Origin of the sequence: Antrihabitans stalagmiti (assembly GCF_016482825.1) — a bacterium.
GTDB classification, from domain to species: Bacteria; Actinomycetota; Actinomycetes; order Mycobacteriales; family Mycobacteriaceae; genus Antrihabitans; species Antrihabitans stalagmiti.
The window spans coordinates 158143-172042 of record NZ_JAEMNV010000009.1 but is presented as its reverse complement, the minus strand read 5'-3'; the positions used below and the strand labels follow the sequence as shown (position 1 = coordinate 172042).

The following is a 13900-nucleotide window of genomic DNA, read 5'->3' as shown; positions in this document are numbered from 1 at the left end:
ATCACCCCGAGAACGTGATCGGTGAATTGATGCCCCACAGCAGGAGCGTCAGGACCATGTCCAGTCCGATGATCGCGATGAAGCTCGCGCGCACCGCCCGGCCGCTCGCGACACCGACGCCTTCGGGCCCGCCGGTTGCGACGAAGCCGTGATAGCAGTGGATGAGAATGACCGCGACACCGAACACCAGGATCTTCAGAGTCGCCGCACCGATGTCGTAGAGGTTCACGAATTGAAAGAAGTAGTGGCCGTACACACCCGGTGACTGACCATGGACGATCAACACGATCGCCGAGCACGAGAAGTAACTCAGTACAAGTGCGACGAGGAAGGTCGGGACGATCGTGACCGCGCCGGCGATCACGCGGGTCGTGACGACGAACGGGATCGATTTCAGGCCAAGCGATTCCAAGGCGTCGATCTCCTCGGAGATCCGCATCGACCCGATCTCGGCCGTCATTCGGCAGCCGGCTTGGGCAGCGAACCCGATCGCGGCTGCAATCGGCGCAAGTTCACGGGTATTGGCGAAGGCGGAGACGATGCCGGTGAGCGGGCCGAGGCCAACAAGATTGAGTGTCGTGTAGCCCTGGATGCCGACTCCGGCACCGATCGCAACGCCGAGGATGACCAGCACGGGTACGGTCCCGCCGCCGACGATCACGGAGCCGCGGCCCCAGGTCATGTCGGTGATGGTCCGCATGGTCTGGGCCCGATATCTGCGCAGCGTCAACGGGATCGCAGCCAACGCGTGCCAGACGAAGCTCATCGCGTAGCCGGTCGACTCGATCGGCCGTATCGCGCGGTCTGTGCCGCGTTTGAGACGGTGAGGGATTGTCATCACGCCACCTTTGTCGGAAAGAACATCGAAACAATCTGTGTGATACCGACATTGACCAATGCGATAGCGACGACCGACAAGACGACCGCCGCATTCACACCGTCTGCCACCCCGCGTGGACCGCCCTTGGCTTCCAGCCCGCGATGGCAACCGATGATGACGACAAGAAACCCGAAGAGCACGGCTTTGACGATCGATATCGCCACATCGGTCAAGGTTGCGAACGCTCCGAAGGTCGCCCAGTAGCTACCAGGCGTAACTCCCTGGGCTGCAGTCGCAACCAGATAGCCCGACAGCACGCCGACGAAGATGATCAAGATGTTCAGCAGTGGGGCGACAAACAACATCGCCACCATCCGGGGAATGACGAGCCGGTGCACTGGACTGATCCCCATCGTGCGGAGTGCATCGATCTCTTCGCGGATCGTGCGGGCACCCAGGTCGGCGGCGATCGTTGCTGTGCCTGCACCTCCGAGCAGCAGGCCGGTCGCCAGCGGCGCGCCCTGCTGGATGACACCGAGTCCACCCGCCGCACCGAGCAACGAATCTGCGCCGAGTTGCTTGATGAGGTTGCCGACCTGAATCGATACGACGACGCCGAACGGAATCGCCATCAGCACAGCAGGTATCGCGGTGACCGTGATGAGGTACCACGCTTGGTGTGTGGTCTCCCGCCACTGAAAGCGGCGGGAGACCACGTCAGCGACCGCGCCTTGTACAGACTCGATCGCCAAGGCTACGAGACGCCCGAGGGTTTCCAGAGCCGAGAGCGTCGTGCGGCTCACGTTCCGGCGAAGCGCTCCAACGACTGTGTCGGGCATCGTTGCCTCCTAGCTTGTATCGGCAGTTCGACGGTGTTCGATCGTCGAAGATGCACCGGACAGTGTTGTTGGGGTTCTCTGCTAATTCGAGGCGGCGGCCGCGAGGGGTACCGCGTGCTCGGCGGTGGGCAATGTGGCGGTGTAGCGGTAGTGGTCGAGCGGGAAATGCCTGTTGCTCCAGTACATGTCGAACTGGGTTGTCGCCCGCAGCGCTGGAGCATGGCCCTGGTAGTTGATGTAGTACGTGCGCGAATCCGCGCAGCCGAGGTCGAACAGGTAGGTGTTGTCGTTGCGAGCGAGCATCCGCTGGAAGTACTCGTCGTGCGGGTCCTGGCGGATCTCGGCGCGAGTGGCGCCGCGACGGCGTGACTCGGCGATGACGCGTGCGGCGTGCGCCGACGTCGCTTCGATCAGTGGAATGACCGAGCCCGGGGCGTAGCCGTACGGACCGAAGATGTGGAACATGTTGGGATACTTGGGAACCGAGACGCCCTCGTAGGATTGGTAGAGGTTCTCGTCCCAGAACTGGCCCAACTCGACGCCGTTGGAGCCGTAGACCGGGTACGGCGGTGTTGCACCCTTGTCCATGACTTTGAAACCGGTGGCGGTGACCACCATGTCGAACTCGCGATGCTCGCCGTCCGAGGTGACTATGCCGGTCTCCGTGAACTTCTCGATCGGTGTTGTCATCAGGTCTACGTGCGGTTGGGTGTAGGTCTTGAAGTACACGTTGGAAATCGAGGGACGTTTGCAGCCGAGCCGGTAGCTCGGGATGAGTTTGTGGCGCAACTCGCGGTCGCGAATCTGGGTGAACAGGTACGCCTTCAGCGCTTTTTCGCCCACACCGAGGACCGCGGAGGTCGCCCGCGGATAGTCCGATAGTGCGAAGCCGAACCCGAGAAACGCGTTGACGGCAATGTTGCCGAACAGTCGCACCCCTTGCTGGACCGGCGGAACGTCGAGAACCCGGTTCCAACCGTCACCCATCGGGAAGTCCGGTTTGGGAGCGACCCAGATTGCGGTCCGCTGGTAAACGGTCAGCTGCTCGACCTGCTTGGCAAGCTCTGGAATCGCTTGCAGCGCAGTGGCTCCAGTGCCGATGACGGCGACACGCTTGCCGCGATAGTCGTAGGAGTGGTCCCACCGTGCGGTGTGCATGATCTTGCCGGAGTAGTCTTCGATACCGTCGATGGGCGGCAGCTTGGGCTGCTCGAGAACGCCGACCGCACTGACGAGGTAACGCGCGGTCAGCTCGTCGCCGCCATCGGTGGTGATGCGCCACAGGTCGTGTGCGTCGTCGAAGACTGCCTTCTCTGCCCCGCAGCCGAGCCGAAGCTTGCCGCGCAAGCCCTGCTTGTCGACGACTTCCTCGGCATAGCGCTGAATCTCGTTGCCCGGGGCGAAGAATCGTGACCATTTTGACCGCTGCTGGAACGAGAAGTTGTAGATCGGCGAGGGAACGTCCACTGCGACACCGGGGTAGGTGTTCGCGTTCCAGGTACCGCCGACCTTGTGCCATTTGTCGATGATCAGAAAGTTGTCGACGCCGGCCTTTTGCAGCGCGACTCCGGTGCCGATACCACCGAAACCTGCACCGATCACGAGCACCTCGTACTGCGGAACCGGGTTCGACCCGTTTCGAGACGTCATTGTCCTACCTGCTTTCCTTCGGTGATCGAGTGCACGAACTTGCCGATTTCGGCGATGGCGGCACGAGCGTCGGGCAGCACATCGGCTGCGACGTGGAAGTCGTGAATAGCGTGGTCCCAGACCTGCAGGGTGCAGGGCACACCCGCTTCGGCGCAGCGTCGTGCCAACTGCTCGGCGTCGTCGCGCAGTACTTCCGTGGAGCCGACCTGAATCAACACGGGTGGCAGGCCGGTGAAGTCATGGTTCACCGGCGACCATGCCGGATCCACTATGCCGTCGGTGGCGAAACCCTGCAGCACAGGAACCGACAGCAGGAACGCAGACATCACCGGATCGATGGAGTCGTTCGGATGCGCCGCACGACGCGTGGAATCGAAGTCGGCAAAGGGGGCGATGGCGACGATCGCGGCCGGTGTGGCGAGTCCTCGGTCGCGAATTGCGAGGGCCGCAGCGAACGCAAGACCGCCACCGGCGGAATCGCCTGCAAGGATGATCTTTTCAGGGGCGAATCCTTGATCGAGCAGATATCGGTACGCCTGGACTGCATCGTCGACAGAGTCGGTGATGTGTCCCTTCGGCAGTTGCCGGTAGTCGACGTTGAGCAGCGGCAGAGCGCTTGCGCTTGCGATCTTCGCGGCGAGGCGGCGATGACTGTGCAGGCCGCCCGCGACGAACGCGCCCCCGTGCAGATACACGATCGCTCCGCCGGTGGGCTTGCTCGGCCCGTCGATACTGTTGTGCCACAACCATTCGGCGCGAAAGTTCGCGAACTGGACTTGCTCGCGCAAGGTGCCACGCGGAGCGCGCAGTGGCGCCGCGAGGACCTCGGCAACGTTGGCGACACGGAAGGCAGGCGCGCCGGCGAACGGTCCGTGTGCACCGATTTTTGCGATCGTGTCGGCTGCGGGGCGAAGTGTGGATCGAGCGATCCGATGTGCGATCCGGGTCGACCGGCGAGCGCTGTTGACCAGTTCGACGTGCACAGTCGCATGCGGCGCGGTCATGCCGACACCTCGGCAGCTACCTGGACTTCGAACTTGTAGTCGTCGAGCGGGAACTTGCTGTTGCCGCGGCGCGCTTCGAAGAAACTGGACGGCCGGACGTAGGTGCTGTCGCCCTGTGAGTTGCGGTAGTACGTCGGGACGTGACCGTTCAGGTCAGCGAGGTAGTAGCGCAACGACTCGCCTTGGCTGTAGATCCGTTCGTGGTAAGCATCTGCTGCTTCCTTGCGGATCTCGCATACGACAGCACCGCGCTGGCGGCTCTCGGTGATCGCACGCACCGCGTGGCCCGCTGTCATTTCGACGAAAGCGTGCCAGCCGGACCCCGTCCAGGAGTACGGCCCGACGAGGGTCCACCGGTTCGGCAGACCGTGGACCGACACACTCTGGTAGGCCTGCAGTCCTTCCTCGTTGTAGAACTTCGCGAGATCGAATCCGTTGCGGCCGACTATGGTTCCGGGGCGGTAGGTCTCTGGATCGGAGAAGACCTCGTAGCCGGTGGCCAGCACGATCACGTCTGCCTTGTGCAGCACGCCATCGCGGGTTTTGACGCCGGTCGGGGTGATTTTGTCGATGGGCGTCGTGACCAGCGAAACGTTGTCTCGGTTGTATGCGCGCAGATAGGCGTTCGACATCGTCGGACGCTTGGCAAGAATCCCGAAGTTGGGAGTCAACCTCTCGCGGGTGTCGTCATCGGTCACAACGCGTTTCAGGTAGCGACGATAGCCCGCCAGGCATGCTGCGTCGAACCTGTCCATGACGGGGTGGATGACGCGTCCCGGGCTCTTGATCACACCACGAAGTAGGAGATCGATTGCCACCAAAGCGGTTCCGTGCAGGGCCGGTTGGACGCCCGGGATGCCGAGTACTCGCTGCATCGCGGGCGGCACCGTGAAGTCGGGCTTCGGAATGGACCAGACCGGCGTGCGTTGGAAGACGTTGAGCTGCCGCACCTCCGGTGCGATGGCGGGAATGAGTTGCACCGCGCTCGCGCCTGTGCCGATAACCGCGACGGTCTTGCCAGTCATGTCGTAGTCGTCGTCCCAGCTGCTCGGCCGCTGAATCTTGCCCTTGAACGAGTCCTGGCCTGCGATCCCGGAGTCCGCCTTGGGGCGAACAAAGGCGCCGACCGCGCTGATCAGGTATCGGGCAGTAACCGAGGACCCGTCGTCGAGATGCAGGCGCCAGAACCGACTCTCGTCGTCCCATTCCTCGCGTTCGACCGTACTGCCGAACTGCACGCGCTCGTAGATGCCGAAGCGCCGCGCGACATCGGCGTGATACTGCTTGACTTCGGCGCCGCGTGGGAAGACTCTGCTCCACTTGGCGTTCCGCGCAAACGAATACTGGTACGCGATGGCCGGGATATCGACGCCGAGGCCGGGGTAATGGTTTTCGTGCCAGCTGCCGCCGACGTCGTCGGACCTTTCCAGCACGACGAAGTCATCGATGCCTGCGGCGCGGAGCTTGACGCCGGCAGCGATGCCGCCTGGTCCGGCGCCGATGATCGCGACTTCGTGTTGGGGTGCTACAGGCATGTTCGGTCTCATTTCGAGTTGCGGGCCAGCAGTGGGCGGACACGTGTGAGGAGAGCGTCGGCGCGATCGAACGACGCGAGCGAAAGGGTCACGCGGACAAGGCTGGGGGAGAGCCGGAACATGACGAAACCAAGCCAGGATTCGGGGTTCACCGGAACGATCGCCCAGTTGTTCCGCACCGAGCGTTCGATGACGCGAGCGACTTTGTCGGGACCGGCGAATGCCATCGATTGCGCCTTGCCGATGTCGTCACGCCATGCCGCCTGTTCGGCATCGCTGAGTCCGGCCCGTTCGCCGTGCGCGAGCAGGTCCGTTCGTATCGCGCCGGGACAAATCGCTGTGACACCGATTCCGTGCGAACGTAATTCGACACGGAGCGCTTGCGACGCCATCAACACGGCGGCTTTGGCGACACCGTAGGCAGGCTCGAGTTTGAACGGTGCGTACGCGGCACCCGACGACAGGTTGACGATGTGGCCGCGCACGCCTGCATCGATCATCTGCTTGGCGAATACGCGGCAGCCGTAGACCACGCTCATAAGGTCGATGTCGACCGTTCGCTGCCACTGTGCGGCGCTCATCTCGGTGAAGCCGCCGAGGTCCATGATTCCCGCATTGTTGATCAGGACGTCCGCCGCACCGAACTGGTCGTTGACCCATTTGCCGAAGTTTTCCCACTGCTGTTCATCGGAGACGTCGAGGCGGTAGGAGTGTGCTCGGCCGCCGGCAGCCACGATGTCTGCTGCCGCAACTTCCGCGCCAGGTCCGTCCAGATCGGCGATGACCACACGATCGCCTTTCGTGGCGAACAGCCGAGCGGTCTCCAAACCGATCCCCGCAGCTCCGCCCGTCACGATAACCGTGCTCATCGCTTACCTCCGAGAACCTTGTCGGCGACGCCGATCACGTTGTTGGCCAATGGCATTCCGACCAGGCCCATGAGTCCGCGGGATAGTCCGGGGGAGAGTCGGTAGAGATACCAACCCGCCCACGCCTCGATGCCGACCGGTACGGTCGCGAGGTTCCAGCGGACGGCACGATCGATCGCATCGGCGACGTTCTCCGGCGATCGGCCGAAGAAGTGTTGTGCCCGGCTGAGTTTGGTCGCCCAATCGGCGTTGTCGAGTTCGTCTGCGCCCGAGCGCGTGCCGTTCGCCGACAGTTCGGTGTTTATCAGGCCAGGGCACACGGCACTCACACCGATTCCGCTGCTCGAGAATTCGGAACGAAGGGCCTGGGTGCCGAACCAGGCGCCGGCTTTGGCGGTGACGTAGGAAGGTGAAAGGGGAGTCGGCATAAATGCACCGACAGAACACACATTGACGATGTGGCCGCGGACACCCGCGTCGACCATGCGTTGCACGAATACACGAGACCCGAGCATCGGACTCATCATGTTGGTGCCGATCATTCGTCGCCAGTCCGCGCCCGTCTGCTCCAAGAAGCCTCCGGTGATCAAGATTCCGGCGTTGTTCACAAGGACATCGGGAACTTTGAGGTTCGCGCAGACCCAGGTGGCGAAGACGTCCCACTCGGCAGCGTCGGCAACATCGAGGCGACGAAAAACGGCACGGCCACCAGCGCTTTCGATCAAGGCGACTGTTTCGGCTCCGGTTTGGGTGTTGATGTCGGCGACCACGACCATCGAACCTTTGCGAGCGAATCGCATCGCGCTGGCGCGGCCTATGCCACTGCCAGCACCTGTCACAACCGCCAGGCTCATGTTCGACTCCCTTGTCGGTCTAGATAATAGTATTATTTGAACAGTAGGGGTTTTTGGATAGCGACGCAACCCCGTATTCTAGAATCTTTCAACTGGCTGAGGCGTCGCCGGACGGTCGACTCAGGTCGGCGATCCAGTTCCGGATCGTACGATCGAGTATGCGAGGAACATCCTCAGCCGCGAGCAGGTCGAAGGTTTGTGACAGCGCGAGACCTATTGCGGCGCTGGCGATTCCCTTGGTCGCCTCTTCGCGATCGGCGGCTGATGCCTCGATCGGGACGGCGTCGTCGAGCATCGTTCCGAGAACGGTCAGTCCCATCGTGAGATGGCCCCGCGACACTTCGAGTTGCTCAGGATTCTTGTGTACCGCGAGCGCGTACTCGACCAAGAGGGCGACGAGTTGTTCATCCTGTACGGCGATTCCCCACGACGTCACCATGGTTTCGACCACGTCGTCGACGGTCCGGTGTGACTGGGCGATCGTCGTCCACATCTGCGACAGCAGTGCCATGCCGCGCCGAAGGAGAACTTCGGCGCACACGTTCTCCTTGCTGGTGAAGTTGCCGTAGATCGCGCCCTGGGTGCGGCCGGCTGCGGCAGCGATCTTCGCGACGGTCGTGTCGTGCAGACCGTGCGCAAGAAACAGTTCTTCCGCTGCGTCGAGCACCTCTTTGCGGGTGCGCTGTTGGGACTCGGCCCGAGTCATCGGTGTGCGTTGGAGTGGCATCGGCAGTCCTCGCAGTCTCTCTTCGCTCTTGATGATCCAGCAACGTAGCGCTACTATCCGAATAATAAGATTATCCGTAAGGCGTTGTCCATGGAAACGGCGGAGAAATTTCCACCGTCTGCAATCGGACGCGACAGCCGGCACGCTGGCATCGCCTCCGCGGGCCAACGTGTAAACCTCAGCGAGACATGGTTTCTCGCTCCGAACCGGAGGCATCGATGACGATGACCGAAGAGCCGACCGTAACCGACAGCCCTGTGCGTGCACCCAAACGCACGGTGTCGTTCTCGTGGTCCACCCTTGCTTGGGGTGCCGCCACGGCCGCCTTGGTAGTAGCGGTGGTCGTGCTGGCCGTTATTGCCATCTCCAGTCGACGCGACATCGCGCAGCGTGATTCCGCCGCCGCCGATGCCAATAGAGCCGAGCAGGTCGCCACCGATTATGCGGTCGGTGCGGCGACGGTCCGGTTCGACGACTTCGACGCCTGGGTCGGCCGGCTGAAGACGAACACCGCCCCTGCCCTCGCCGACAAGTTCGCCGCGACAGCGCCCAAGCTGCAGGAGATTCTTACCCCGCTGAAGTGGACGTCGACTGCGACACCTATTGCCGCCAAGGTCATTTCAGAATCAGGCGGGACCCGTCAGGTCGACGTCTTCCTCGACGTCAACTCCACCAACGCCCAAAACCCGGACGGCGCACAGACGACGGTTACGTACACGATCACGATCGACCAGGACTCCGACTGGCAAGTTACAGACGTCGGCGGAATGGACGCTGCGTTACCGACGAAGTAGCACAGCGAGAGTCGATTTTGCGCTACCCCATGCCTGGACGCTCGCGTCGTACGGCAACCCCCCACAACACCGAGGAGAACCGACGATGTCCCAGCCGCACTTTCGCCAGCAGATCACTGAGTACATTGGACGGCTGCCCGCGCCGCTCCCACAGTTGTGGCGGCCCGTGGATCCGCTACATCACTCGATCGACGCTGGCATCGACCGAATGGAACGCTTCCACACTGGGTTTCGGGACAACGTGGTACTACGTCTCGCCGCACGGTTGCACGCACGACCTGCCGCGATCGACCGCTATCGGGGAGTCGACTCCCGAGTGTTCGGCTCGATCTATGGCTGGTTCCGCACGGCCCACTGGTACGTCTGACGAGGGGATCGAACATGAGTAGTGCACGCAATGAAACCCGCGCGTTCGAACGCAAGTTTCGCATCGAACGAGCGCTGGAACGCGCTGTCAATCCGGTCGTGATCGCCATGCGTCATGCCGGAATCCGGTCGCGCTACGCCACCGAGCTGGAGACCACCGGTCGCAAGACCGGCCTGCTGCGGTCCGTCGTCGTGACCGCGAAATTCGACGATGCCGGGGCTTGGGTCATTTCTCAACACGGCACCAGATCCGGTTGGGGTGCGAACATCACGACACATCCACGGGTGCGAATCCGGCAGGGAAAGGCATGGCGGACCGGCACTGCGGTGTTCGACCACACTGACGACGTGGTCGCCCGCGCCCGATCGTTCGGCTCGAACCCCGTCGCCTCGGCACTCAGCGCGTCTGCGGTTCGCAGCGTGCAGACCACGCCGATCACAGTTCGAATCACGTTCGACGACTGAATAATTCACTGTCGCCACCCCTACGAAGGACCCGTCACTGTGCAGATCGCCATCGTCGTCTATCCCGGCATGACGGCTCTCGATGCCGTCGGCCCTTTCGAGCTGCTGCGCACGCTTCCCGATCCGGAGATCCGATTCGTCTGGCACGAACCAGGACCGATCGTCACCGACAGCGGCGTACTGATTCTCGCGGCCACCCATTCGTTCGAGGAGACACCCGCGCCGGACCTGATCTTGGTCGGGGGATCGCTCACGTCCACCATGCAGACCGCAGGCGACGAGCGGCTTCTGAATTGGTTGCAACGGGCGCACACGACCTCGACGTGGACGGTGTCCGTGTGCAGCGGATCGGTGTTGCTGGCAGCAGCCGGTGTTCTCGCCGGCATGACCGCGACCAGTCATTGGGCTGCGCTTCCGGTGTTGAAGTCGTATGGCGTGACGCCGAACGGCAAGCAGCGAATCGTCCGGGAGGGGAAGATCATCACCGCTGCCGGGGTGTCGGCCGGGCTGGACCTCGGTTTGTGGCTCGTCGGCGAAATTGCGGGCCGCGAGCGCGCTGAGGCCGCGCAACTGCTGATCGAGTACGACCCGCAGCCCCCGTTCGACAGTGGTCACCTCAGCAAGGCATCCGTCACGACCAAAGCTCGTGCCGTCGTTCTGACCACTCAGCTGGTCCCTGCCCGCGAACTTGCCTCCGAAGCGGCCGCAGGATCGAAACTGCTGTGGGTCAACGCGATCAACCGAGCTCGCCAGCTGACGCGACGCTGACTGCGGCGAACGGGCTGTCAGGGCACCGTTCCGGCGCTGTTTGTGGCACTGGTGGCCCGCTCGCGGAAGTAATACGCCATTGACAACTGGCACAGTTGGTGGTGGGCTTCGAGTATCTCGGCGACAAGAACACGGAGGCCTGCAATGGCGCTGGATCTCGAAGACACACTCGCGAAAGTCAAAGAACGGCAATGGGCACTCGCTGATATCGACTGGGACGCGCCCGGCGCGGAAACCATCAGCGAGGAGTTCAAGCCGAAGCTGAAAGCATTTATGGCCGATCTGGCGTGGATCGAGAATGTCGGTACGCGCGGCTTCGCGGCCTTGGCGAGGAAGGCCCCCAACGACACGTTGCGGGAGATCTACCGCTACTTCCATGCGGAAGAGCAGCGGCACGCCAATGCCGAACTCGCGCTGATGAAGCGGTGGGGGATGCTCGACGAGGGCGAGATGCCGGAGCCCAACGTCAACATCCGCATGGCGATGGATTGGCTCGATCGCTACGGCGACGACATGTCGATGAGTGCGCTCGGGACGGTGATCCCGATGCTCGAGGTCGCACTCGATGGCGCCTTGCTGAAGTTCTTGCTCGAAGAGGTGCACGACCCGGTGTGCGATCAGGTGTTCGCGAAGATCAACAACGACGAATCACGTCACATCGCAGTCGGTTTCGAAGTTCTCGACATGCTCGGCCACGGTTCGATGCGACGGTTGTTGATCGAGTTCATCGGCGCGGTCGCGTCACCGAGCCTTATCGTCGGCGCTGCGGTCTACATCCCGTTGCTCAATCGGACCCGCAACGAAGTCGCGGAGATGGGCTTTCATCCCGAACGGCTGTACTCCGCGATGGAGCGATTCAAGAAGCTCGGCGACCGCAGTAGGTTCGCCCCGCGCATACCGCTGTATCAGGTGGTCAAGTGGCACGCCGGCATGGTGGTCAACGTCAAGCATCCCTACCACCTGCTTGCCAACTCGATGGTCTGGGCGAGTGATCGGATCCCGCGTCGCGCGTTCCCCGCGATCCCGTCCTGGTTCAGCGAAATCACGTACGAGCCGGTCAGTGTCGGCACTGCAGATCAGGAGGCTGTCGCATGACCGAAAAGGCGACGGACACAAGCGCCGACAGTCACACCTACACGACGCTGATCATCGGCGCGGGGTTCAGCGGCCTCGGCACCGCATTCAAACTCAAGCAAGCGGGAATCGACGACATCGTCCTGCTGGAGCGCTCCTCGCGGTTGGGTGGGACATGGCGAGACAACACCTATCCCGGTGCGGCCGTTGATATTCCGTCGATGCTCTATTCCTTCTCGTTTGCACCGAACCCGCGATGGTCGCGAACGTTCGCCCCTGGACCCGAAATTCGCCGCCACATCGAGGGTCTTGCCGATCGTTTCGACGTCAAACGCCTGATTCGATTCAATGAAGAGGTCGTCGCCCTCGAATTCGTCGAGGCCGACGGAATCTGGATCGTGACGACGCGTGCGGGTGAAAAGCTGCGTGCCAGAACGGTTGTCAGCGCAGGCGGACCACTGTCGGATTCGAGCTTCCCGAAGATCAAGGGAATCGATGACTTCCAAGGCCACAAGATTCTCAGCTCCAAATGGGATCACGATTACGACATGGCGGGCAAGCACGTCGCGGTGATCGGCACCGGTGCCAGCGCGGTGCAGATCGTCCCGGAGTTGGTGAAGACCGCCAAGTCGGTCAAGGTGTTTCAACGAACACCCGGCTGGATCCTGCCGCGACCGGACTTCCCGGTCCCCGAGGCGCTGCAAAAGCTCTACGAAGTGGTCCCGGCCACCCAGCGACTGTCTCGGACGGCCCTGTTCTACGGCCACGAAACGCTCGCAACCGGACTGGTCTGGAATTCGCCGATCACTACACTGATCCAGAAGATCGCAATGGCCAATCTGCGTGCGCAGGTGAAGGATCCGTGGTTACGCCGCCAACTCACCCCCGAATTTCGCGCCGGGTGCAAACGGTTGATCGCATCCAGCGATTTCTATCCCGCACTCCAAGCCGAGAACTGCAAACTCATCACGTGGCCGATCGCCCGCATCTCGGAAAACGGGATCCGTACAGCGGAAGGCATAGAGCATCAGTTCGACTGCATCGTGTTCGCCACCGGGTACGACGTCCATCTCGACGGCCCGCCGTTCGCGGTCACCGGCCGCGGTGGCCGGACACTCGAAGAGAAATGGCACGGTCACGCGTCGGCGTATAAGAGCGCCCACACCAACGGGTTTCCGAATTTGTTTTTCACCAACGGACCGAACTCGGGACCAGGGCACAATTCGCTGCTGGTCTACCTCGAAGGACAGATCGACTACGCGGTTCGAAGCATCAAGACGATCGTCGACATGGATCTGCACTACCTCGACGTCCGCGAAGACGTCGAACGGAAGTACAACGCGCAGATTCAGAAGCGCCTGAAGCACACGACGTGGATGACCGGTTGCCGGAGTTGGTATCTCACCGCCGACGGCTACAACGCCTCGATGTACCCGGGATTCGCGACCCAGTACCTCTCACAGATGCGCTCGTTCAAGGCTCGCGACTACCTGATGGTCCAACGCAGCGCCCACCCCGCGCAGCCGCAGGTAGTGCACGCACGCTGACCTGAAAGCGGTCGGACTATCTACGTGGTGGGGGTCGGCGACGGTCGGGGTGAGCGATGCTGACCGCGGGCGTCGCTGAGCGGACGACCTGCGGAATCTCCCATTCGTAGCCGAATTTCACGATTCGCAGGACATTGAAGGTGTCGGCGTCGTGCACGCCGGGCAGTTGTCCGATGGTGTTGATCAGGAAGCTCGCCATGTGCTCGCGCGAGCCGACAAAGGCTTCGGCAAGAAGGTCCCATTGCCCGGTGGTCAGGGCGAGATACCTGACCTCGGGCATGGCGCGCACCAGAGCCGCGACTTCGAGCAGGCGATGCTTGTCCACCGATATGCCGATGAACAGGCACGTGTCGAGCCCGACGCGATCGGGGTCGATGACCGGCACGACCTTCATACCGTGGACGTCGGTGAGCCGTTTCAGGCGTCGCCTGACGGTCTTCTCCGAGATCTGCAGTCGTTCTGCGATAACGGAACTGGGCATTCGGCCGTCTTCGCTGAGGCACGACAAGATCTGGCGTTCGATCGCATCGATCGGTTCTAGTGCTCGGGCGGCGCCGGAATCCTCTGGCATGCTCATACCTTGCAACA

Annotated in this window: 15 protein-coding genes; 6 read left to right on the top strand and 9 right to left on the bottom strand. The window is 62.4% G+C overall.

The window, feature by feature from the left end:
- Position 1 precedes the first annotated feature (1 nt).
- The 8 genes from JGU71_RS24290 to JGU71_RS24255 all read right to left on the bottom strand — a co-directional run bounded on the left by JGU71_RS24290 (position 2) and on the right by JGU71_RS24255 (position 8298).
- Positions 2–838, bottom strand: coding sequence for an ABC transporter permease (locus JGU71_RS24290; protein WP_199707195.1), 837 nt, complete (start codon positions 836–838; stop codon positions 2–4).
- The gene (locus JGU71_RS24285) at positions 838–1659 is read right to left on the bottom strand and encodes an MlaE family ABC transporter permease (protein ID WP_199707193.1); all 822 of its coding nucleotides are present in this window, start codon (positions 1657–1659) and stop codon (positions 838–840) included. Before JGU71_RS24285 ends, JGU71_RS24290 begins: the two co-directional genes overlap by 1 nt.
- An 81-nt stretch (positions 1660–1740) precedes the next feature.
- Positions 1741–3309 (bottom strand): flavin-containing monooxygenase, encoded by a 1569-nt coding sequence (locus JGU71_RS24280; protein WP_199707191.1) that lies wholly within the window; start codon positions 3307–3309, stop codon positions 1741–1743.
- Positions 3306–4313 (bottom strand): alpha/beta hydrolase, encoded by a 1008-nt coding sequence (locus tag JGU71_RS24275; protein ID WP_199707189.1) that lies wholly within the window; start codon positions 4311–4313, stop codon positions 3306–3308. Before JGU71_RS24275 ends, JGU71_RS24280 begins: the two co-directional genes overlap by 4 nt.
- Positions 4310–5848 carry a flavin-containing monooxygenase gene (locus tag JGU71_RS24270; RefSeq protein WP_199707187.1) on the bottom strand — a complete coding sequence of 513 codons (1539 nt, stop codon included), beginning with the start codon at positions 5846–5848 and terminating at the stop codon, positions 4310–4312. The genes JGU71_RS24275 and JGU71_RS24270 overlap by 4 nt, the downstream gene beginning before the upstream one ends.
- Positions 5849–5856: 8 nt before the next feature.
- Positions 5857–6717 carry an SDR family NAD(P)-dependent oxidoreductase gene (locus JGU71_RS24265; RefSeq protein WP_199707185.1) on the bottom strand — a complete coding sequence of 287 codons (861 nt, stop codon included), beginning with the start codon at positions 6715–6717 and terminating at the stop codon, positions 5857–5859.
- Positions 6714–7571: an SDR family NAD(P)-dependent oxidoreductase gene (locus JGU71_RS24260; protein ID WP_199707184.1), complete on the bottom strand. Its 858-nt coding sequence runs from the start codon at positions 7569–7571 to the stop codon at positions 6714–6716. Before JGU71_RS24260 ends, JGU71_RS24265 begins: the two co-directional genes overlap by 4 nt.
- An 88-nt stretch (positions 7572–7659) precedes the next feature.
- Entirely contained in the window at positions 7660–8298 is a 639-nt protein-coding gene (locus tag JGU71_RS24255; RefSeq protein WP_199707182.1) for a TetR/AcrR family transcriptional regulator, read from the bottom strand.
- A 218-nt stretch (positions 8299–8516) separates the two neighbouring features.
- On the opposite strand from JGU71_RS24255, the gene JGU71_RS24250 reads away from it, so the two are divergent.
- From JGU71_RS24250 to JGU71_RS24225, 6 genes are all read left to right on the top strand, one after another.
- Positions 8517–9092, top strand: a complete 576-nt coding sequence (locus tag JGU71_RS24250; protein WP_199707180.1) for a hypothetical protein — start codon at positions 8517–8519, stop codon at positions 9090–9092.
- A gap of 85 nt (positions 9093–9177) precedes the next feature.
- On the top strand, positions 9178–9459 hold the full coding sequence (locus JGU71_RS24245; RefSeq protein ID WP_199707178.1) for a hypothetical protein: 282 nt from the start codon (positions 9178–9180) through the stop codon (positions 9457–9459).
- Between the two features lie 14 nt (positions 9460–9473).
- Positions 9474–9923, top strand: coding sequence for a nitroreductase family deazaflavin-dependent oxidoreductase (locus JGU71_RS24240; protein ID WP_199707176.1), 450 nt, complete (start codon positions 9474–9476; stop codon positions 9921–9923).
- A 39-nt stretch (positions 9924–9962) separates the two neighbouring features.
- Positions 9963–10691, top strand: coding sequence for a DJ-1/PfpI family protein (locus JGU71_RS24235; protein WP_199707174.1), 729 nt, complete (start codon positions 9963–9965; stop codon positions 10689–10691).
- A gap of 144 nt (positions 10692–10835) precedes the next feature.
- Complete coding sequence (locus JGU71_RS24230) at positions 10836–11786, top strand: ferritin-like domain-containing protein (protein ID WP_199707172.1); 951 nt, start codon at positions 10836–10838, stop codon at positions 11784–11786.
- Complete coding sequence (locus JGU71_RS24225) at positions 11783–13312, top strand: flavin-containing monooxygenase (protein ID WP_199707171.1); 1530 nt, start codon at positions 11783–11785, stop codon at positions 13310–13312. Before JGU71_RS24230 ends, JGU71_RS24225 begins: the two co-directional genes overlap by 4 nt.
- A gap of 16 nt (positions 13313–13328) precedes the next feature.
- Here JGU71_RS24225 and JGU71_RS24220 read toward each other — a convergent pair whose 3' ends face one another.
- Positions 13329–13883: an Lrp/AsnC family transcriptional regulator gene (locus tag JGU71_RS24220; protein ID WP_199707169.1), complete on the bottom strand. Its 555-nt coding sequence runs from the start codon at positions 13881–13883 to the stop codon at positions 13329–13331.
- Positions 13884–13900: the final 17 nt, after the last annotated feature.